This window comes from Actinotignum sanguinis (assembly GCF_030230305.1).
GTDB classification, from domain to species: Bacteria; Actinomycetota; Actinomycetes; order Actinomycetales; family Actinomycetaceae; genus Actinotignum; species Actinotignum sanguinis.
In genome coordinates, this window is the sequence record NZ_JASPCQ010000021.1 from 1 (window position 1) to 19,748 (window position 19,748).

19 protein-coding genes are annotated in these 19,748 nt (G+C 59.9%); 13 read left to right on the forward strand and 6 right to left on the reverse strand.

The window, feature by feature from the left end:
• Positions 1 to 161: 161 nt before the first annotated feature.
• Entirely contained in the window at positions 162 to 1,025 is an 864-nt protein-coding gene (locus tag QP828_RS08200; RefSeq protein WP_274736179.1) for a Cgl0159 family (beta/alpha)8-fold protein, read from the forward strand.
• Positions 1,026 to 1,052: 27 nt separating this feature from the next.
• The gene (locus QP828_RS08205; RefSeq protein ID WP_274732631.1) at positions 1,053 to 2,420 is read left to right on the forward strand and encodes a GntP family permease; all 1,368 of its coding nucleotides are present in this window, start codon (positions 1,053 to 1,055) and stop codon (positions 2,418 to 2,420) included.
• 156 nt (positions 2,421 to 2,576) lie between these two features.
• Here QP828_RS08205 and QP828_RS08210 read toward each other — a convergent pair whose 3' ends face one another.
• Positions 2,577 to 2,873: an excisionase family DNA-binding protein gene (locus QP828_RS08210; protein WP_274732633.1), complete on the reverse strand. Its 297-nt coding sequence runs from the start codon at positions 2,871 to 2,873 to the stop codon at positions 2,577 to 2,579.
• A 330-nt stretch (positions 2,874 to 3,203) separates the two neighbouring features.
• Between QP828_RS08210 and QP828_RS08215 the strand changes: the two genes are divergently transcribed.
• On the forward strand, positions 3,204 to 3,974 hold the full coding sequence (locus tag QP828_RS08215; protein WP_274732634.1) for a DUF4261 domain-containing protein: 771 nt from the start codon (positions 3,204 to 3,206) through the stop codon (positions 3,972 to 3,974).
• Here the strand turns inward: QP828_RS08215 and QP828_RS08220 are convergent.
• Entirely contained in the window at positions 3,971 to 5,065 is a 1,095-nt protein-coding gene (locus QP828_RS08220) for a GTP pyrophosphokinase (RefSeq protein WP_274732635.1), read from the reverse strand. The genes QP828_RS08215 and QP828_RS08220 overlap by 4 nt on opposite strands.
• 54 nt (positions 5,066 to 5,119) lie before the next feature.
• On the opposite strand from QP828_RS08220, the gene QP828_RS08225 reads away from it, so the two are divergent.
• A complete protein-coding gene (locus QP828_RS08225; RefSeq protein WP_274732637.1) occupies positions 5,120 to 5,560 on the forward strand; it encodes a Panacea domain-containing protein in 441 nt (146 codons plus the stop codon).
• Positions 5,561 to 5,656: 96 nt separating this feature from the next.
• Here QP828_RS08225 and QP828_RS08230 read toward each other — a convergent pair whose 3' ends face one another.
• The gene (locus QP828_RS08230; protein WP_016442007.1) at positions 5,657 to 6,040 is read right to left on the reverse strand and encodes a TM2 domain-containing protein; all 384 of its coding nucleotides are present in this window, start codon (positions 6,038 to 6,040) and stop codon (positions 5,657 to 5,659) included.
• A 263-nt stretch (positions 6,041 to 6,303) separates the two neighbouring features.
• Here QP828_RS08230 and QP828_RS08235 point away from each other — a divergent pair, with 263 nt between their 5' ends.
• Positions 6,304 to 7,554, forward strand: coding sequence for an ATP-binding protein (locus QP828_RS08235; RefSeq protein WP_274732641.1), 1,251 nt, complete (start codon positions 6,304 to 6,306; stop codon positions 7,552 to 7,554).
• Between the two features lie 162 nt (positions 7,555 to 7,716).
• Here QP828_RS08235 and QP828_RS08240 read toward each other — a convergent pair whose 3' ends face one another.
• On the reverse strand, positions 7,717 to 10,428 hold the full coding sequence (locus tag QP828_RS08240; RefSeq protein ID WP_274732643.1) for an isopeptide-forming domain-containing fimbrial protein: 2,712 nt from the start codon (positions 10,426 to 10,428) through the stop codon (positions 7,717 to 7,719).
• A gap of 201 nt (positions 10,429 to 10,629) precedes the next feature.
• Here QP828_RS08240 and QP828_RS08245 point away from each other — a divergent pair, with 201 nt between their 5' ends.
• Both QP828_RS08245 and tgt read left to right on the forward strand, forming a co-directional pair.
• Entirely contained in the window at positions 10,630 to 11,349 is a 720-nt protein-coding gene (locus tag QP828_RS08245) for a queuosine precursor transporter (protein ID WP_274732644.1), read from the forward strand.
• 75 nt (positions 11,350 to 11,424) lie between these two features.
• A complete protein-coding gene (gene tgt / locus QP828_RS08250) occupies positions 11,425 to 12,690 on the forward strand; it encodes a tRNA guanosine(34) transglycosylase Tgt (protein ID WP_375712913.1) in 1,266 nt (421 codons plus the stop codon).
• Between the two features lie 9 nt (positions 12,691 to 12,699).
• Here the strand turns inward: tgt and QP828_RS08255 are convergent, their stop codons facing one another.
• Positions 12,700 to 14,160 carry a hypothetical protein gene (locus tag QP828_RS08255; protein ID WP_274732645.1) on the reverse strand — a complete coding sequence of 487 codons (1,461 nt, stop codon included), beginning with the start codon at positions 14,158 to 14,160 and terminating at the stop codon, positions 12,700 to 12,702.
• A gap of 96 nt (positions 14,161 to 14,256) precedes the next feature.
• Between QP828_RS08255 and QP828_RS08260 the strand changes: the two genes are divergently transcribed.
• Entirely contained in the window at positions 14,257 to 15,333 is a 1,077-nt protein-coding gene (locus QP828_RS08260; RefSeq protein ID WP_274732647.1) for an FHA domain-containing protein, read from the forward strand.
• 36 nt (positions 15,334 to 15,369) lie between these two features.
• Here the strand turns inward: QP828_RS08260 and QP828_RS08265 are convergent, their stop codons facing one another.
• On the reverse strand, positions 15,370 to 16,854 hold the full coding sequence (locus QP828_RS08265; protein ID WP_039898180.1) for a DUF1846 domain-containing protein: 1,485 nt from the start codon (positions 16,852 to 16,854) through the stop codon (positions 15,370 to 15,372).
• Between the two features lie 293 nt (positions 16,855 to 17,147).
• Here QP828_RS08265 and QP828_RS08270 point away from each other — a divergent pair, with 293 nt between their 5' ends.
• The 5 genes from QP828_RS08270 to QP828_RS08290 all read left to right on the forward strand — a co-directional run bounded on the left by QP828_RS08270 (position 17,148) and on the right by QP828_RS08290 (position 19,695).
• Positions 17,148 to 17,783 (forward strand): hypothetical protein, encoded by a 636-nt coding sequence (locus QP828_RS08270; protein WP_016441998.1) that lies wholly within the window; start codon positions 17,148 to 17,150, stop codon positions 17,781 to 17,783.
• Entirely contained in the window at positions 17,780 to 18,772 is a 993-nt protein-coding gene (locus tag QP828_RS08275) for a diaminopimelate dehydrogenase (protein WP_274732648.1), read from the forward strand. The genes QP828_RS08270 and QP828_RS08275 overlap by 4 nt, the downstream gene beginning before the upstream one ends.
• Before the next feature lie 71 nt (positions 18,773 to 18,843).
• Positions 18,844 to 19,128, forward strand: a complete 285-nt coding sequence (locus QP828_RS08280; RefSeq protein ID WP_274736448.1) for a hypothetical protein — start codon at positions 18,844 to 18,846, stop codon at positions 19,126 to 19,128.
• 89 nt (positions 19,129 to 19,217) lie between these two features.
• Positions 19,218 to 19,448, forward strand: coding sequence for a hypothetical protein (locus QP828_RS08285; RefSeq protein WP_274732651.1), 231 nt, complete (start codon positions 19,218 to 19,220; stop codon positions 19,446 to 19,448).
• Positions 19,432 to 19,695, forward strand: coding sequence for a hypothetical protein (locus tag QP828_RS08290; protein ID WP_274732652.1), 264 nt, complete (start codon positions 19,432 to 19,434; stop codon positions 19,693 to 19,695). Before QP828_RS08285 ends, QP828_RS08290 begins: the two co-directional genes overlap by 17 nt.
• Positions 19,696 to 19,748 lie beyond the last annotated feature (53 nt).

Consider the following 19,748-nt stretch of genomic DNA (forward strand, 5'->3'; position numbering starts at 1 on the left):
AAAACGATCCGGTATGCCAACACTGCCGGCGCGATCGTCACCTCGCGTATCGAATGCTCCACCGCTATGCCCACCCAGGATGAAATCGAGCGCGTGCTGGCCGCGAATCATACTGACGCGCTACTCGAGACACCTCAATCAGCAGAAAGCAACCAGTAACCATGGATATTGCCAGGCTTATTGCAGGACGGCGTTGCCCGGGTTCTGCTCACAAAGCCTTGCTCAAACGCGAGCAACCCGCCACCCTGCTACCCAACGGGAAATTCCTTATTATGGCCGCGGATCACCCAGCCCGGGGCGCATTCGCCGCCGGCCCTAATCCGCGTGCTATGGAAGACCGTTTCGATCTACTCCAGCGCCTGTGTGACGCGCTTGCCGTGCCCGGGGTTTCCGGACTGTTAGGAACAGCCGACATTATTGAAGACCTCGCGCTGCTCGGAGTCTTGGATGGCAAATGGGTTTACGGGTCGATGAATCGTGCAGGACTGGCCGGCGCGGCCTGGGAACTGGATGACCGTATCACGGGCTATACCGCTAGAGGAGTAGCCAAAGCAGGCCTGCAAGGCGGGAAAATCCTTCTCCGTATTGCCTACGACGAAACAGAAACCGTGAGCACTTTGGAGATGGCCGGGAAAGTAGTCACCGACCTTTCCCGACGCCAACGCATTGCTATGGTCGAACCCTTCATATCACGGCGCGAAGACAAACAGGTAGTCAATGATGTGTCTACCGATGCCGTTACCCGCTCGATAGCAATCGCTTCAGGTTTGGGGAGCAACAGTGCCTACACGGTACTTAAACTCCCCGACACTCCCGACCTGGAACGCTTCGCAAGGGCGACTACCCTACCCATCGTTATCCTCGGCGGGGAAGTCAGCAATGATGCTGCCAAAACCCTCCACAGGTGGGCTCTCCTCTTGGAGATCCCCAACGTGATCGGCCTGGTCATTGGCCGGTCATTGCTCTATCCACAATCGGGCGACGTTCAAGGCGCCGTGGCCAACGCCGCCCAGCTCCTCTCCTAAAGAGGCTCATATATTGAAGGAGCACTCATGACTCTGACAACAGGAGGTCTCCTCGGTGTCGCTCTAGCAGCGATCGCCGTTTTACTCTTCCTTATTATCGTATTCAAAGTCAACGCTACAGTCGCACTGATTCTGGTATCAGCCCTGACTGCTATTGCTACCGGGGTCCCAGTCAGCGAGCTATTCGATATGCTCTTGACCGGTTTCTCGGGCACCGTTGGCAAACTCGCTCTCATCATCGGGTTCGGAGCAATTATTGGACGCATGCTTGAACAATCCGGGGGCGCTGAAGTACTCGCCCAAACCCTGCTGCGTTGGTTTGGGGAAAAACGAGCACCTTTAGCACTCTCGGTAGCTTCACTCTTGTTCGGCTTCCCAATTTTCTTCGACGCCGGACTCATTGTCATGTTCCCGATCATCTTCTCCGTTGCCCGCCGCCTGGGCGGACCAGTACTCTTGTATGCCTTGCCGGCAGCTGGAGCGTTCCAGGTCATGCACGGACTCATGCCGCCCCATCCCGGCCCGGTGGCCGCGGCTACCACGATGAACATTAATATCGGGACCGTGCTCCTGGTCGGTCTAATCGTTGCGATTCCCACGTGGTATCTAGCCGGTTACCGCTTCGCGTTATGGCTCTCGAAGAGGTTCGATGTTCCCATCCCCAACGTTTTGGGATCTAAAGAATCTGGGCGTGAACTACCCGGGAAAGAGCCCGGCTTCGCAACCGTTCTCTTTATTCTCATGCTCCCGATCCTGTTGATTACCGGTAACACGGTGACTAGTACTTTGCAGTCAGCTGGTATCATCCCAGAACACGCGGCGTGGGCAAGCGCCCTGAAATTCTTCGGTGAAACCGCGGTAGCCCTGTTCGTTACCGCTCTGGTTGCATCAATCATTTTGGGTTATGTACGTAAAGTACCCTGGAAGAATATCGACAAGATCAACGACGCTGGGTTCAAGTCCGTGGCAGCGATCGTCATGGTGGCCGGTGCTGGCGGTATGTTCGGGTCCGTGTTACGTGAAACCGGTATTGGTACCGCGCTTGCTAACACGCTAGCTGATCTTGGTATTCCCCTGCTCCTGGCTGCCTACCTTATCTCCCTGGCACTACGAGTCGCACAAGGCTCAGCAACTGTGGCCATCCAGACCACCGCAGCCTTGCTAGCAGCAACTGTGGCGGGGGCCGGACTCAATGACATCCAAACCGCGCTCGTTGTCGTGGCAATGGGAGCAGGATCGTTCTTCGCTTCCCACGTCAACGATTCCGGGTTCTGGCTAGTAGGCGGTTTCCTCCAGGTAGATACGAAAACTAATTTGAAGATGTGGACCACGTTCACCTCGGTCATATCCCTCGTATCCTTCGGTTTCTGCACCCTGGTCTACGTAATCGTCTAGAACACTCCTACTCCTGCGGCCTGCGGGTACGCGCCCTGTGGGATCCATATTGGATCTTCCTCAGGCGCGTACCCGCAGGTTCAGCTAGATGTTGAGCGTGACGATCACATCTCAATCGCTACGGAGTGCGGTCGGTATCCAGGTAAGCCGCGCGCATTAGTTCCCACTGCCCATCTCTCGGATTGCCTGGGTGATAACTTCGGGATCTTCGTCGTAATCGCCCATGGCATAGGAATCTGCCATGAGAGCATCGAGAGCTTCACGAGTTTGCTGCCACTGCTTTTCTCGATAATTCAGTACATCCGAGAGCCAGAGCCGGCGGTGGGTGGTAATTTTCCGAAACGGTAGTGCGCCGTCTTCGCATAGCTTCACCACGGTCGGGCGGGTCATATTCAACAGATCGGCAGATTCCTGAGTGGAGATTTCCCTATCTCCATCAGGTTCTTCCTGCACGGCCATCGAAATTTGCGCGCGCAGCGGGGTGGAACTTCTACAGCAATACCGTCAAAAACCAATTCGATCCTGCGTGACTTAGCGAGAAGCCGACGGATTCGATCCATGATCTCCGGATCAATCTGCGCGATTTTGTCATCATGTGAAACAGTTGTCATATCACACCTCCTTTTCGTTTCTTTCGTTTCCTGTGTAGCGGACCTCCCTTGGTGTTGGAAGACTGTATTTCCGCAAAGCCGCACCGGGCCGCGCGTGAAGAGGAAGCCCGCATTAGCCCAGGGGAGAAACCCGCATCGCACTCGCCTTGGCCAAGCCGCTACGATAGGGCACATGGCTCAAGTTCCGGTGTCCGCTATTCATCCTGTTGCCCCTGACCACCTGGGCGCCGTCGCCCTTTTTAGTGCGCCGATTGACGTGCGCGCGGCGCTGGAACGAGTGGAAGTGGACGGCCAGACCCTCGATGTCCACCTGGATGAACTCCCCGGCGGGCAGGTGTTCAATTTTCTGGCCAGTGGCGTGACTGTGCTGCTCACGCCCGTCTCCGGGCCGGCCGCGCTCGAGGGTGCCACCCCGCCGCACGCTTTCCACATTATGATGACGTTTTTCTCCGATATGGCGCGCTCCGGGGAGGACATGCCCGACCCGGTGAGCGACGAGTTCGCGGCGCGGCGTCGTACCTCTATGCACACGCTGCACCGGGTGTACACGGCCGTGATCCGCTCGCTCATGGGCGAGGAAGCCGCGGTGGGCGTGGCGCGCCCCGAGTTGGGCATCATCTACCCCGCCGATGTGGTGACCGGTTATCGGATCGACGCCGCAGACCCGTTCCTACTGTGGATTTACGTGCCGATGCGCGCCGGCGAGCTAGTATCCGGGCGCACCGTGGGCCTGCCGCTTTTCGGGCACCTTGACCTCGAGGTGAAGGATAGTCACCGCCCGCGCGAGGCCGTGTACGAACTGCTCGCGAACACCGCCGGATATATTATTTCCGACGGCGCAACCCTCATGCCAGGGCAAACTCTGGGCACCGCTGCGGATGAGTCCATCGCCATCGCCCAGGGCCGCGACGGCGACACCCCCACGCTGCGGTTGCTTTACTAGTTCTCCCCGAAATAGGGCGCGATTCTGCGATTGAACACATCCAAATTCGCGGTGTAGTTCGGGAACGCCAGGGCAAGATTCTCCGGTGTTTGCGCATGAACTAATACTGTGTCGCGAGTTTGTCCAAATACATCATTTTCTTCGCGGTCATTGTAGGCGCGTACGGCATCCGCGAGGGCCGAGTGTGGAAAAGGCTCCGCCCGCAGGCTCTGGGCTTCCTGGTCGTATTCGAGGACGTACAAGCTTGTGCCTTCTCCACCTGCGGTGGGTGCTGGGATGAAGTTCTGATAGCTGCTGGCGGATGAGTTGGCAAGATCGTGGAAGAGGGCGCGGTACTTTTCGGATGCTCTCAATTCTGCGAGGAGTTCATTTTTATCGGAGGACATTCCGGGTGGAACGGGTTGATTCTCCGAGAGGGCGAAAAGTGCGGAGACAATCTGGAAGAACCTGCGATTGGTCTTTTCGGATTCGTCCATGGTGGCAGCGATGGCGGGGTTTTTGTAATTCCGTTCGTACATGGATCCAGCAGCCTCAAGAGCTGTGGCCCACGCGTGTTGAAGGAATGTCCTGACCTGAATCTCAACTCGGTATCCGGTGGGTGTTGGGGGTGTCAGAGTAATCAGGTGGTACGACCTGTATCCACTACGTTGCGGCGTTCGAATATAGTCCTTCACCCCGCTTTCGGGTTTGAGGTCCATCTTCTTGGATAGGTTGGTGACAATATTGAAAACATCATCGCAGCTATTCGTGATGATGCGGCAGCCACCGATGTCGTCCATGGCCCCTAGGCGAAAGTCGTTCTTCGAACGACTTAGCTTTGCTACGATGGAGCTTATTCGCTTGAGTCGGAAAGTGACAAGGGTGCCAGGGATATCTGTGGTAATATCCCGGGCCACAGCAAAAGCGTTGAGGGTTGGCTCCAGATGTTGGGAACGCCAGTTTTGGACGGTAACAAGCGCATTCGCGGAAATCTGGTCTTCTTGACAGCGAACCTCAGCATCTTCAGGATGCTCAGTGTAGAGCTTCGTCAAGACCCTGCCGGCGCTTGTTGCAGCGGACTTGGAGATTGTGGGGCGCGGGCTTTCGTCCATGCTAGAATTATAACCAAATTGCCGGTTCGAATACGTGACATGAGGAGGTGCGGGATGACGAATGTCGAAGATATTGCCGGGCGTATTCTTGAGCGCTGCGGGCGGATGACCACCATGAAATTGCAAAAACTCACCTTCTACTGCCAGGCCGCTTATCTCGGCGAAACTGGCCAGCCTCTTTTTGACGGAGACTTTCAAGCGTGGGTGAACGGTCCGGTATCACCAGATCTCTTCGCTCAGCACCGGCGCAAGTTTTTCATTAACCCGGGCGAGCTGCGCAGTCGGGGTGAAGGGCTTTCTGATCGGCAGCGGGGCGTTGTTGATGCCGTCTGCGCGAAGTTGGGCGAGTTGAATCCAAACGAGTTGGTTGAGAAAACTCATCGCGAAGCTCCGTGGCGGGAAGCCCGCAAGGACTGTGATACCGAAACTCGTTCAACCGTGGTTATTCCTCGAGCTGCTATTGAGGAGTACTACCGGGCCAATTCGGTTCTATAGGTGGGGGCATAGGAAAAGGAGGAGCGGTAGCACCCCTCCTTTACTTATGACTCCACGGGCGTTCGGGATTCTGACCGCGCAGAACAGGAGTATGAATTAGTAAATCCAATCCCCGCTCTGGGTGAAGATGAAATCGTCACCGGGGTACTTGCTGAGCTTCACGCAGCCGATAATGAACTCCACCAGCGCCCAAATGCCGATAGTGAGCCAGTTAAACAGAATCATGCAGATTCCGATACCTACCTGACCGCGCAGGAAACGGTGGACGCCGAAGCCGCCCAGGAAGAAAGCAAGGAGCACGTAAACGATCTTGTTGACCGTGCGGAATTGCGGCTCTTGGTAGTAAGCGGGCGGGGCTGTGGGATACGCCTCCGGAGCGGTGGGGTACGGCTGTCCCGGCCCCTGATACGGCTGCCCCGGAAGTGGATACTGCTGGTTCTGTTGCGGTCCCCGCTGCGGGTACGGTTCAAAAGCGCTCATTGATCCAATCTTTCCTTGCGCCCGGTATGTCACGAGCTCCTGCCGAAAAGTATAGCTGGCAGGCGCGTGAGCTGGGCTGCTATGAGCTGTGAGGAAACGCCCGGCACCTGGTGAGGAAACGCCCGGCCCCGTAAAAGCAATAGCTGCGAGGCCTCAAAAGCGGCGACCGCGAATACGCAAGACTGATAATGAAAAGCCCGCAATAGTGATATCCAAACTCCCGCAATAGTGACAATGGCGCGAGAAACGGCTAGTCTCACAGCATGGCTTATATTCGGCGCGCGGTTGATACAGTGCTGCAACAAGACCTGGAAATCATGGGTGGCGTGGTGATTGAAGGTGCGCGCGGCTGCGGTAAAACCGAAACGGGTATATTCCACGCACACTCAGAATTTCGCGTAGACCAGGCTTCCAACCAGCGCCTTGCGGAACTCAATCCCCAGGGAGTTCTGGAAGGTGATATTCCCCGGCTCGTTGACGAGTGGCAGCTCGCCCCGATCCTGTGGAACGAGATCCGCCACGAAATCGATGCGCGGCGCGCCCCGGGCCAGTTCATTTTATCGGGTTCGGCCACTCCGGCAGATTCGATTACCCGCCACACCGGGGCCGGCCGGCTCTCCCGGGTGCGCATGCGCCCGATGGCCCTGGGCGAAGCGTATCCGCGGGAAGACCGCATCACCCTGAACGAGCTACGTACCACCACAAACGTGCGCTACGTACCCGGGGCCCTCAGCTACCCCGAACTCGCTACCGAAGCGGTGCGAGGCGGCTGGCCCTTCCTTGTCTCCTCGCGAAATCCTGCCTTTATCCGATTCGTCCACAACTACGTGGACAATATCGCGCATGCGGACCTCGCGCAGGTGGACGCCCGCTTCGACCCGGAACGGGTGCGGCGCCTGCTGCGCTCCCTCGCTCGTAATATCGCGAGCGAAACCGCGGCCACCACCCTCTCCCAAGATATTTCCGCGGACGGCGGCCAGCTCTCCCCACAAAGCGTACGAAGCTACCTCGATGCACTTACCCGGATTTTCATCGTTGAGAAGCTCCCGCCCTGGAGCGGATCCTTGCGATCGAAAACCCGGCTCCGCAAACAGGCGAAACTGCATTTCTGCGATCCCTCCCTGGCGCTCGCGGCCCTCCGCGCAACCCCGGAAGAACTCGCGAATGACCCCGACTATTTCGGCCAGATCTTCGAATCGATGGCGGTCCGGGACATCCGCACCTACGCGGAGCAGATCGATGCCACCTGTTTCGGTTACCGTGATGAGAGCGGCCTGGAAGTAGACATTCTGCTGGAGTTCAGCGATGGTCACTGGGCAGGCATCGAAGTGAAACTCGGCGAATCGGATCGCGCCGTGAGCGCAGGGGAGCGCAATCTACTCCGGTTGCGTGACGCCCGCATGGTGAAAGCCCCGGATTTCCTGGCGGTGGTGACCGGCGGCCGCACCGCATTCACGTTGCCAAGCGGCGTCCATGTTCTTCCCCTGAGTACCATGGGGCCGTTACTTACATAGTGATATCTACTCGTACCGTAGGGATACGTAATACATGCGCCGACAATCCTTCCGCACGGGACGGAACTGCCTCGTTTTCGCGATGCGGTTGCAAGAATCGAGAAAACGGGGCAGTTGGCGGGACGCTTATGTCAGCTGCGGTTATATGAGCAGCTGGTTGCGCTAATGATCGCGCCGGGAGCGCCGGATAACAAGTACCAGGCCCATGCTCAGCAATGCGAGGGCAGCACACCCGCCAGCGGCACCGGATGCGCCGGTGGATACCAGCCGCTTCTCATCAGCCGGCTTGCTGGGCGTTGGCGTAGGAGTTGGTGTGGCGGTAGTGCTCGGCGTTGGCGTTGGCGTTGCGGGCGGCGTACTCGGCGGTGCGGTCGGCGTTGGAGTGGGCTCCGGCGTTGAAGTTTCGCTTGGCGTCGGTTCCGGCGTGGGCGTCCCGCTGGGAGTAGGCGTCGGTTCCGGCGTGGGCGTCCCGCTGGGCGTGGGAGTAGGAGTAGGCGTCGGAGTTGCCGTGGCCGTCGGCGTGGGCTCCGGAGTCACCGGAGGAACCGGCGGCTCAGGAGGCGTAGGAGGCACATACACATTCGTGAATTCGACGACTCGCGCATGCGGATGCGCCCCGGCGCTCTCCTTGCGCTCCACCCGGAAATGCCCGGCCAGGCCCTCGGGGAGTTTCTCCGTCACCCGATAGGTCAGCGCGGTGCGCTCGGCCGGAGCTTTGGCTAGTTCCTCAGGCGTATACATCGGCAATTTCTCCAGCTCAAACTGGAAATTCTTGCCCTCGCCGCGCACCACACTCTTGGCTTTGAGATAGGTGCGCGCCGGAACCGTGGCGATCTTCGTCTCGCCCTGCCAGCTTTCCACCTCGAAATTATCGAGATACGTATCCGGATCCACCCCGGCAATGAGATCCCCACCGCCGGTCCACTGCTTCTTCACCAGCACATCCAGGAAAGGCACGATCTCTACTTCATCGCCCGGGATGATATTGCGCAGCGGCGTCGTACCAAATTCACGCACCTGCGCACGGAAGGTGACCTCCACGTTTTTCTCGGGCCGGTACGAGGTCCGCGTGGTGAAATCAAAATTCGTCACGTGCGCGGCATCGCGATCTTCCAGAATCACACGGCGAGTTTCCGGATCGTAACGCACCGCGTAATTCGCGGTGGCCTCACCATCTTCGCGGACCTGCGCGCTGCCTTCCACGTAAGCGAAGCGTTCGTCCAGCTCATCGACCAGGGTCACGTTATTTTTGATACCGAAATCGACGTACTTACCGTATTTCATAATGAGCCGATGATCGCCGGGGATCTTCCCCGCGATCTTAAATTCGACGGCGTCCCCGAGACTCGCGTGGCTGCGCTTCACCTCAGCTTGCGGCTGCTTTTGCACAATTGTTTTGGTGAACGACGGCGCCTTGGGAATAAACATGCGCAAGGGAGTTTTGAATCCGAGGAGCGCCGTGGCCTCCGGGGTGTTATCGAAGCGGGCATCGTTACCGCCGTCAGGATTAATCCAAGTTTCCGCATCCGGGCTGCTGCTCGTCAAGCCGAGCACCTGCAAGCGGCCTGTTTCCGTGAGCCGGAAATGCTGTGCACGCTCCAGGTCGAAACCGCTCTTAAAACGTTCCGGGGCGCTGATAATACGCACCTGGTAGTCCCCGGGCAGCACCTTGGTGAAGAGGTAACGCGGCGCCATGTCCGGTTCTTCAACTGAGGTATCAACTAGCTCACCGGCCGTGTTATACAGCCCGAGCTCAAAGCCGGACTTCGCGTGGCGTACCCCGAACTCACCAAAAGTAACTTTCTCGATATCCGAAACCGTGAAGTACACTCGCTTGCTCAGGGTGACCCGCAGGGTGGAGGTGGCCGGGTCGTAACTCTGCTTTGCTATTGCGTAGTAGGGATAAGCCTCCGGGAGCTCGGGAAGTGATAGCCGCGCACCTTCCGGAAGGTTCGGCACCGTGATATCCGTGGTGAAATCACCGCGGCCCGCGGGAATTGCGAGCTGCGGGGCGGCATGAGGATTGGCCCGGCCATTCACCTCAAATGCCCAGCGGGCGTTTTTCCCGAGCACGTCAAAGGGGCGCTCAATAACCACGTGGAAGGTGGCGGTGCTCAGCTTCACTTCCCGCACACGCACCGTGAATTCTCCGGTATCACTGGATTCCACCGCGGTCACTTCATAGGTTTTTTCGGTGCCGCCATCGCGAACCGTGAGCGGATCCATCGGCTTATTCGGATCCGGGCGCAGCGGGGGCGTGGTGAATTGGCCAGCGTCGTCGTATACAGCGTTTTGTGTGAAATAGAAGCCCTGCGCATCGCGCTTAACGATCTGGCTGATCGAGTGGGGCCCATCCAAGGTGGGCAGCGCGAAGCGGTCAATAGTTCCGGTGACGGGAGTGCCGTTCGCGTCCACGAGGCTCACGGAATAGCGCCGTTCAATATTTTCCCGGAGCACCACATCAACGCGCAGATCCCCCGATTCTGTTTGCGTGATCGGGACCCGCACGGTGTCACTGATCGTGCGGCCGAGCCACCCACCGGGAGCACGCAAGGTGTAGGGCAGGGTTTGGCCCGCGGTGTAGCCATCCGGTTCCACCGCGAATTCCACTTCGTAACGGCTCAGGCCATTGGCCAGGGGCGTGGTGGACTTGACGTCTTCGGGAGCGATTTCCCATTCCCCGGCGCTCCACCCGGTTCCTTCCTCAAGTTTGAGGGATGTTATGTCCTGCCGCGTATAAATAGTGGCGTGCAAGACGAGCGCGGTGGGGGCGGGCGGAGCCGCGGGATCCGGTGCCGCGTAGGCCTGTGGGAGCACGAGGGCGAGCACCGCGAGGAGCACCGTTAGGATCAGGGGTTTCTTCTTCGAAGGCATATTTCTTCCAGACAGCGCAGTCGGTATAGGGAATACCTATATGGAAATTATCTAAGAAAATGCTAGCACTCGGACAGTAATTAGATTCAGGAATTAAGGCGCTTCGTGCCCCACAATATCCCGCTATAATCATGACCGTCCGTGCGGTGGCAGAGCCGGACACCATAACCATATTTTCTCAACACGCATGGAAAGGTCACGATGAGCTCGCAGTCCACCGCGCCGCACGGCGCCAGCACGCACCCAACTACTCCCCGCTTCGCGGACGTCGCCCGCTCCCACCTCTTCGTGTACGTGGCGGTTTTCTTCGTCTCCTTCCTCCTCATTTCCAATATCGGCGCCACGAAGCTCATCACCCTGAATATCGGCGGTCTTGATCTGTATTTCGACGGCGGCGCGATGCTCTTCCCGCTCACCTACATCATCGGTGACCTTCTTTCGGAGGTTTACGGTTTCAAAGTCGCCTCCCGCACGATCATCCTCGCTTTCGGGGTGCAGATCCTGGCCTCCTGCTGTTTCTGGCTGGTGCAGATCGCCCCGCCCGCCCCGGATTACGCCAACCAGGAAGCTTTCGAAGCGGTGCTCGGCGTGGTGCCGCGCTTCGTAGCGGCCTCCGTTTTCGGATTCCTCTTCGGGCAGCTCTCCAATTCCTACGTGCTGGTCTGGATTAAGCGCCGCTTCGGGGAACGCGCCCTGTGGGTGCGCCTCATTTCCTCCACCATCGTGGGCGAATTGCTGGATACCATTATTTTCTGCTTCGTGGCCTGGGGTGCGGATATCGCGGCCGGCAATGTCGAATTCTGGTCCATCGTCAACCTCTCCCTGGTGGGCTGGCTTTATAAAGTCGGTATCGAAGTGGTGTTCCTCCCCCTGACCTACGCCGTGGTTGGTGTGGTCAAACGCCACGAAGGCTTACGATAGGCAGCGGGCCGGTGGCGGCGTCGTCGTACCGAAAAGGCCGCACACAAAACCGCACCGCAACAGAAAGGTGAGAGCGTGACAACAGGATTTACGATCGGGACGCGCCTGGACGCGCGCGTGGGTGACCTCACCGGGCGGCCGTTGGGACGCACCGGCGTTATCCACACCCCGCATGGCGATATCGCCACCCCGGCGTTTATTCCCGTCGGCACGAAAGCCACTGTCAAAACGCTCACGCCCGAGCAGGTGCACGGTATCGGCGCGCAGGCCGTGCTCGCCAACGCCTACCACCTCTACCTGCAACCCGGCCCGGAGATCCTGGACGCCGCCGGCGGCCTATCCGCCTTCATGAACTGGAACGGGCCGACCTACACGGATTCGGGCGGGTTCCAGGTGCTCTCGCTCGGCTCCGGCTTCAAGAAAGTGCTCACCAACGAGTACGCCGGGAAAAACGCCGGGCGCGCGGATACCGAACTGGCGCGCGATAAAGAGCGCCTCGCGAATGTGGACGACGACGGCGTATGGTTCCGTTCCCACCTCAACGGCTCGCGCCACCGCTTCACCCCGGAGGTGTCCATGGGGATCCAACACCAGCTCGGCGCCGATATTATGTTCGCCTTCGACGAGCTCACCACCCTCCTCAACTCCCGGGCCTACCAGGAAAAAAGCCTGGAACGCACCCGCCGCTGGGCCGAACGCTGCCTGGCTGAACACCGCCGCCTCACCATTGAACGCGCGGACAAACCCTACCAGCAGCTTTTCGGCGTGATCCAGGGCGCGCAGTACGAGGACCTGCGCCGCAAAGCCGCGCGGGACCTCGGGTCCATGTGCGTGGACGGGCAGGAATTCGACGGCTTCGGGATCGGCGGGGCCCTGGAAAAGGAGAAGCTCGGAACCATCTGCGCCTGGGTGAGCGAGGAACTACCCGAAACGAAAGCCCGCCACCTCCTCGGGATTTCCGAACCGGATGATTTCTTCGCCGCTATCGAAGCCGGCGCGGATACCTTCGATTGCGTCAACCCTTCCCGGGTGGCGCGCAATGCCGCGATCTATTCACCCGACGGGCGTTTCAACGTGACCCGCGCCCAGTTCCGCACCGATTTCGGGCCGCTGGTGCCCGAGTGCGAGTGCTACACCTGCCAAAACTATTCGCGCGCCTACCTCAATCACCTTTTCAAGGCGAAAGAAGCGCTGGCGGCCACGCTTGCCACCATCCACAATGAGTACTTCACCGTGCACCTCGTGGACACCATCCGCGCGGCCATCGAATCCGGGGATTACGCGGCCTGCAAAGAAGAAACGCTCGGACGTTTCTACCGCGGCCAGTGGGGGCGCGCCTAGCTGGAGCGCCTAAAACGCGCGGTGCGCCGCTTCGCTCAGCTTCTGGAAGGTTTCCGGATCGGGGAATCCGGACACTTCGTAGCGCGGCGGCCACACGTTCTCGAGAGGCTTGAAGCCCTCGGGCCACACATCGCGGGCCACATCCAGGCGAATGGTGATATTGGCGGCTTCGGGATCGGCGTCGTCAAGGTAATTAATGAAATCTGCAACCGCAGGGATGGATCCGTAGCGATCCGAGCGGCGCCACTGCGTCAGGCTCACCGCGCCTTCGTCCAGGTCATGCACCTCGTAGAGGGCCACGTGGCCCATCTCTTCCGGCCAGCGCGAGAGGAATTCCTGCTGGTGATCGTACATGCGCCCGCGGAAGGTGGTGCGCAGATTCGCCAGTGGTGCGTAGGCCGGGTGATCCGGCATAGGAATCCATTCCATCCAGCCGTCCGCGGCCACGGTGTGGGGGAGCGGGTAGATAGCGTCGTCGATATCGTAATCCTGGAGCAAACGGTTGAAGAGCGCGGGAAGTTCCGGATCATCCGCCAGCACCACGAACAGGCGCGAACGCGAAGCCGGCACGAAAAGCGGCAGCGCGCCGTGATATTGCTTGCTGATGGAGTACGCCACCTGCTGGACCAGATCCACATCCGCGAACCAGGAACTCTGGTAGTTATTCGGCTCGGTAAAAGCCAGCACCCGCGCACCCGCGTAGAGCATGACGGCCAGCTCCAGGGCCGCGTAGCCCGATTGCGCGTTCAGGCCGCGCAGTGATTCCACCGCGTGCCCGAAGATCGGACCCAGATCATCCGTTCCCGGAATCAGATCCAGGTCCGAGAAATACAGCGGAATGATGTTATCCGGGGTGTCGCGCGCCAGGCCCACGCCAACGAAATCCGTGAGCGGCAGGTAGATAAAGGAATCATCCTCGCGCCGGTTGACGCGCGTGAAATAGTCCGCGGCGCGCACAATCGGCATAATCGGCCCCTCGGTGTCATCCTGTTCCTCCGAGAGCTCCGCGAGCGCGGGATCGTGGTGCGGGAAGCCGGGGTCACTCGGATCCATGGTTCCGAAGAATTGCGCGAAGATATCCCGCCAGGACAGGTTTTTCTGGCCGCGGCCCGGAGGCGTACCGGGCATTTCGGGCGCGTTGCTTCCCGTTGGCGCCCCGGTTCCGGTAGCGCTTGCGCTGCTTTCCGCTCCGTTGTGGGGCGACGCCGCTCCCGGCTGGGTGGACCCGGCCGCGCCCTCGGTAACCTGCGGGGTGGTGGCCCCGGATACGCCGATAGTAATGAGGCGGTTGAGAAGTTCGCGCCGGCGTTCTTCGGGAGCATCCGGATCGATCATCTCAAAGGGGCGGAAGCGGAACGTGCGTCCGTCCGGGAGCAGAACATCCAGCCAGGGCCCGTCGGAATTAACCAGCGCGCCGTCAAGTTCAGGGTGAGCGGTGGCGACCTCGAGGGCCCAATTCATGAGCGACATACCTCTATTCTGGCAGAAAGTGGCGCAGGCCGCTTGCCGGGCGCGGTATCCTTGCAAGCAGAGATGTGACTCATGGAACCAGGTCGAGGAGGAGCCATGCCGTCCTATTCTTATCCCGGTGATGGGCTGCTGGCCTGCGTGCCCGGCCTGGCGGTGTTCACGCCCGCGCTACCCGCGGATCCGGCCGCGATATGGGAAACAGTGCGTGCCGGCCATGATTTCCCCACTCTTCTCACCCATCTGTGGTCCGCGCTGGGCGCGGATTTCGCGTTGTTCTACGCCGACGGCCCGCTGCTGCGGGTTGCCGCCCACGGCCTCATTGTTCGCGATGCCACCGGCCGCGCGGTCGCGGATGGCAGTAACGCCCTGACCTGGCAGGAAGCCGCCACTACCCAGGACACCACGGTCACCGTGGGGAACGTTGGCGCTGCGGGTGCGGAAAATGCTGCTCGTGGTGGGAACGACGGCGCAGTCGGGTGCGCTGGGGCACCCGGGAACGACGGCGCAGCTCCCGCACCGGGCCCGGCCCTCCCCTTGGAACGCGGTATGGCCCGCGCCGGAGGCGCTCGCATCAGCCTCAGCCCGGTTTTGAGCGGCCGGCCGGCGGCCCCGGTTGAGCGCCCGGCAGCTCTGCCCGCTGATCGCCCGGCGGTTCCGGAGCCTCCGGTACCGCCAGCACCCCCGCTGCCTCCGGCGGCGCCGGTGGCAGAGAGCGCCCCGGTGCCCAGCTATGCCGCGGCCACCGAAGCTTACCCGGTACAGAGCACCGAGCCCTATCCTTCCTCCGGTATACCGGCCCCGCTCCCGGCGATTGAATTGCGCTTCTCCTTCGGGGAAAACGTTATGCTGGGCGGGGTGAGCCCGGCTCTCAAAAATATTATTATGGGGCGCCGCCCGCTCCTCGATGCCGCGGGCGCGGGCGCGGATCCGGCTGCCACCCAGCTCCTCCCGGTTCCCTCCCCGCGTCAGGAAATTTCACGCACCCACTGCGAGGTTGCGGTGGAGACTGGCGGCGCATTCCTGCGGGACTGCCATTCCAATAACGGCACCTACCTCAGGCACGGAGATGGCCCGCTGCGCCGCATCGAGCCGGGTCACGCGGTCCGCCTGGAGGATGGTGACCTGGTAGATATGGGTGACGGCGCCAGCTTCACGGTTCATTACCGCAGCTAGCGCCGCCGCACCACGTAGACCAACTCTCCTGCTTAGCTATTTCCGGTACAGCGTTTTGCGCTGGTAGTGCGGTTCGCTCGTGACATTCACGCCGAGGGAACGGAAAATACCATCGTCTACGGAGCCGAGGATCGTGGTGGTATGAACATCGCAATTCTGCAGATCCTTGAGCTTGCTCAGCGCCGCTGCCGCGGTGGGATCGGAGGCGGCGGAAACCGAGAGCGCAATAAGCACCTCATCGGTGTGCAGGCGCGGATTACGCGAGCCCAGGTGCTCCGTCTTAAGGGTCTGGATCGGAGTGATAGCTTCCGGAGCCAGCAGCTTCACCGAATCGTCAATACCGGCTAGCACCTTGAGCGCGTTAAGCAGCACCGCGGCGGAACAGCCCAGCAGTTCCGAGGTTTTCCCGGTCACGATGGTGCCATCCGGGAGCTGGAGCGCGGCGGCCGGCCCACCCGTGGCCTCGGCTTTGCGCAGCGCCGGGGGTACCACCGGCCGGTCGGTGCCGGTCACCCCGAGCTTGGCCATAATAAGAGCGATGCGTTCTGAGCATACGGGTTCGGATTCGCTGCGCTTCTCATCGACAAGCGCGCGGTAATACCGGCGAATGACTTCCTGGCGGGCGGCTTCGCGGCAAACGTCGTCGTCGGAAATACAATATCCGACCATATTGACGCCCATGTCCGTGGGGGATTTGTACGGTGTTTCCCCGGAAAGTTCGCGCAGCAGCAGGCTGAGCAGCGGGAACACCTCGACGTCGCGGTTGTAATTAATCGTTTGCACGCCGTAGGCGACCAGGTGGAAGGGGTCGATCATATTGACGTCGTCCAGATCGGCCGTCGCCGCTTCGTAAGCGAGGTTGACGGGATGATCCAGCGGAATATTCCACACGGGGAACGTCTCAAACTTCGCGTAATTCGAGGTGATGGAATGCTGATGGTCGTGGTAGAGCTGCGAGAGGCAGGTTGCGAGCTTGCCTGATCCCGGCCCCGGCGCCGTCACCACAATGAGATCACGCTGCGTTTCCACGTATTCGTTCTTCCCGAAACCGTCCTCGGAAACAATGAGCGCGGTATTGGACGGGTAACCCGGGATGCGGCGATGGCGCGCCACATTGAGCCCCAATTTAATAAGACGGCGGCGGAAGTCGCGCGCTTCGTGGTTATCTTCCTCGTACTGGGTGAGCACCACGGAATTGACCATGAAACCGGCTTCGCGGAATACATCCACGAGGCGCAGCACCTCATCCTCATAAGAAATGCCCAGGTCAGCGCGGTGTTTTGCCTTGAGATCACGCGCGTTCGCGGCAACGACGATTTCCAGCTCATCCTTCAATTCGGCCAGCATGGCGATCTTATTATCCGGGGTGAATCCGGGTAGCACGCGCGAGGCGTGGAAATCATCGAAAAGCTTCCCGCCCATCTCCAAATAGAGTTTCCCGCCGATCTTTTCGCGGCGCTCCCTAATTTTTTGGGACTGGAGCTTAATGTATTTTTCCCGATCAAATCCGATGCTCTGCAATGAGGGGATATGGGGGGAAGGGGTTTCTGTAGTAGGGATGGAGTTACGCGCGTTTTTATCAGCCACGCCGGTTCGCCTCTCTCGGTCACCTCAGCAGTACCGACAAAGTGTAGCGCCTCGCGTCGGATTTCGCATCGAGCGGGTGGGTGTGTGCGGGCGTGTGTGCGGGCGTGGTGTGCGTTTGGGCTGGCTGCGGGTGCGCGAACGCGGCGAACGGGCAAACCCGGGTGTGTTTAAACCGTTGCGCTCATCGGTTGAGTCCGCAACAATAGGGGGCGACGTTGGGAGGAGATATGCCAAAGATTTCTGCGCCAACCGTCCGCGAACATCGGGAGCTTATGACAGCTCGGCTCGTGGACGCCGCGGAAAAGATTCTCAAAGATGAGCCGGGCAAAACACTATCCGCCGGGGCGGTGGCCGCGGCTGCGGGTATCGCACGCAACTCCATTTACCGCTATGTCGGGTCGGTTGATGATCTGCGGCTCCTGGTGCTCGAACGCAATGTGCCCAAGTGGCGCGCCCAGGTGATGGGCCAGGTCGATATGAACGCCGAACCGCGTGAACGCCTCGCGCAGCTGGTGGTGGCCTGCATCCGCCAGTCCGGCCAGCGCGAATCACATAAATGGCTCATGGGGCTCATGCGCTCAGCCCGCGGGAAAGTTTCGGATAAAGCCACGGCGCATACCAAAATGGGTGTGGATAAAGCCCACGGTTTCTTCACCGATGCTCTCAAAATGTGCTGGAAAGATACCGGCATCGCGCATCCCGATATTTGGGCCTCGTTCAGCCGCGCCCTCATTTTCGACGCATTTCGCCAGGTGGAAACCGGCGCGTCGCTTGAGGATGTGTGCCGGATTGCCCGCCACACTATTCTTGCTATGTCCGCCGGGCATACAGATGACGAACTCGAGAAAGAACCACACGCATGACACACGCGCGCATCGCGATCAACGGCTACGGCAACCTGGGCCGCGGGGTGGAACAGGCCCTCAGCCTCGCCCCCGACCTGGAGCTGGTGGGGGTCTTCACCCGCCGCGAAGGCGTCATGACCGCCTCCGGCCCGGCATTCCCCGCCGCCGAACTCACCGATCCGCAGCTGCGCGCCCGCTGGGCCGGCAAAATCGACGTCGTTATCAATTGCGGTGGCTCGAAATCGGACCTCGATACGCAAACGCCGCTGGTTGCCTCCGGTTTTAACGTGGTGGATTCTTTTGATACGCACGCGCGGATTCCTGCGCACTTCGAACAGGTCGACGACGCCGCCCGCACGGCCGGCACCCTCGCTCTCATTTCCGCAGGCTGGGACCCGGGCCTCTTCTCGCTTCAGCGGTTGCTGGCCGAGGCAGTTTTGCCGGCTGGGCACTCAGAAACTTTCTGGGGACCGGGCCTGTCCCAGGGGCATTCGGATGCGGTGCGGCGGGTACCGGGTGTGAAAAACGCGGTGCAGTACACCGTTCCCAAGGAGAACGTGCGGGCTGCGGCCTTGGCTGGAGAAACGGAAGGCCAGCTCAGCGCGGGTGATAAGCATCGCCGGATCGTTTACGTGGTGTTGGAAAACGGTGCGGATCCGGAGGGGGTGCGCCAGGCCATCGTGACGATGCCGAACTACTTCGCCGAGTACGAAACTGAGGTCCACGTTATCTCCGACGAAGAGTTTGCCGCCGAACACACCGGGATGGCCCACGGTGGCGATGTGATCCGCCACGGGACTACCTCGCCGGGTACCTCGCACGCGCTGCACTTCAACCTCGCGTTGGATTCCAATCCGGAATTCACCGGTTCGGTGCTGGTGGCCTGCGCCCGCGCGGTGGCGCGTATGCATGCCCGCGGGGAACGCGGGGCGGTTACCCTCTTCGATGTTCCGCCGGCTTTGCTCCACCCGGCCAGCGCGGCGCAGCTGCGCGCGGATTTGCTGTAGGGCGTTTCGCGGTAGTTATGTGGGATCCAGTACCGGCGTTGGCGAGAATTGTCCCGGAACTGATGTGGGGCATGCTCTTCTCGTTTTTCGCAGCCGACTTTTACCGCATCGGACGTTTTGATTTCGAAATCATCTCCGAAGTTGTGACGCTTGGCGGTCTCGCGCTGTGGAGTTTCTCCCGCAGGTATAAGGAAAACTTGGGCGAGCTTCTGCACGCCGTGCTCTATATGGGCGTATGCCTTGCCGTGGTGGCGATCAACAACTCCTCGTGGACGCGTTTCGCGGTGATTGTCTTCGCTACCTGCTACGCCCTGGGGTATCTCCACCGGGCGAAAAAAGCTCAGCACCCGGAGTAGGATCAGCTCATCGCGGGTGCATGATTCCCGCGTAAAATTGCCGAAAAATTGGTCTGGGCAGGGTTCTGTTCGTCGGCTAGGCTGTGGCTATGTCAATCATCTATGGACCCAAGTACACAAGTCTTGAGCAGATTCGCGCACGCATGGATGCCATTCTGTCCGAACTGAGGATTTCGCGCGAAGAGTTTGAAGAACGGATGGCTGAATATACGCTCAACCGGCGCGAAGCTGAGTTCCGTGATGAGTTTGAAACCCTCCAGTGGTTCGAGGAGCTGTTCCTCGATGATTTCGAGGAAGAAGACCGTGACGGACTCGCTTGATGAGGAAGTTGAGGATTTCGCTCAGGATATAACAGCTACAGGGAGACTGTTCGACGAATCTTTTGCTGTTTACATCGCCGAGGCGAGTGCGCCCCGCAAGAATAGTCGTGTTCTTCGCGGTTACCTTAAGCTTCGCGATCCCATGTGCGTCAAGCGAATGCTCTATCTCGGAATTACGTATGAACTCTTCGTGAAGTCTCCCGAGAAATTCCTGACCGTTGAGGGGCTTGTCAAGTTTTTTGTGTAAATGGTTTTATTTAGTTGGTTGGGAATCGGTCCGGGTAGTGAAGGGATAACTCG

What these genes read in the sequence shown, in the direction of transcription:
- QP828_RS08200 (WP_274736179.1), top strand. Translation starts at nt 162, where the DNA reads ATGGATATTGCCAGGCTTATTGCAGGACGGCGTTGCCCGGGTTCTGCT.
- QP828_RS08205 (WP_274732631.1), top strand. Translation starts at nt 1,053, where the DNA reads ATGACTCTGACAACAGGAGGTCTCCTCGGTGTCGCTCTAGCAGCGATC.
- QP828_RS08215 (WP_274732634.1), top strand. Translation starts at nt 3,204, where the DNA reads ATGGCTCAAGTTCCGGTGTCCGCTATTCATCCTGTTGCCCCTGACCAC.
- QP828_RS08220 (WP_274732635.1), bottom strand. Translation starts at nt 5,065, where the DNA reads ATGGACGAAAGCCCGCGCCCCACAATCTCCAAGTCCGCTGCAACAAGC.
- QP828_RS08225 (WP_274732637.1), top strand. Translation starts at nt 5,120, where the DNA reads ATGACGAATGTCGAAGATATTGCCGGGCGTATTCTTGAGCGCTGCGGG.
- QP828_RS08230 (WP_016442007.1), bottom strand. Translation starts at nt 6,040, where the DNA reads ATGAGCGCTTTTGAACCGTACCCGCAGCGGGGACCGCAACAGAACCAG.
- QP828_RS08235 (WP_274732641.1), top strand. Translation starts at nt 6,304, where the DNA reads ATGGCTTATATTCGGCGCGCGGTTGATACAGTGCTGCAACAAGACCTG.
- QP828_RS08240 (WP_274732643.1), bottom strand. Translation starts at nt 10,428, where the DNA reads ATGCCTTCGAAGAAGAAACCCCTGATCCTAACGGTGCTCCTCGCGGTG.
- QP828_RS08245 (WP_274732644.1), top strand. Translation starts at nt 10,630, where the DNA reads ATGAGCTCGCAGTCCACCGCGCCGCACGGCGCCAGCACGCACCCAACT.
- QP828_RS08255 (WP_274732645.1), bottom strand. Translation starts at nt 14,160, where the DNA reads ATGTCGCTCATGAATTGGGCCCTCGAGGTCGCCACCGCTCACCCTGAA.
- QP828_RS08260 (WP_274732647.1), top strand. Translation starts at nt 14,257, where the DNA reads ATGCCGTCCTATTCTTATCCCGGTGATGGGCTGCTGGCCTGCGTGCCC.
- QP828_RS08270 (WP_016441998.1), top strand. Translation starts at nt 17,148, where the DNA reads ATGCCAAAGATTTCTGCGCCAACCGTCCGCGAACATCGGGAGCTTATG.
- QP828_RS08275 (WP_274732648.1), top strand. Translation starts at nt 17,780, where the DNA reads ATGACACACGCGCGCATCGCGATCAACGGCTACGGCAACCTGGGCCGC.
- QP828_RS08280 (WP_274736448.1), top strand. Translation starts at nt 18,844, where the DNA reads ATGCTCTTCTCGTTTTTCGCAGCCGACTTTTACCGCATCGGACGTTTT.
- QP828_RS08285 (WP_274732651.1), top strand. Translation starts at nt 19,218, where the DNA reads ATGTCAATCATCTATGGACCCAAGTACACAAGTCTTGAGCAGATTCGC.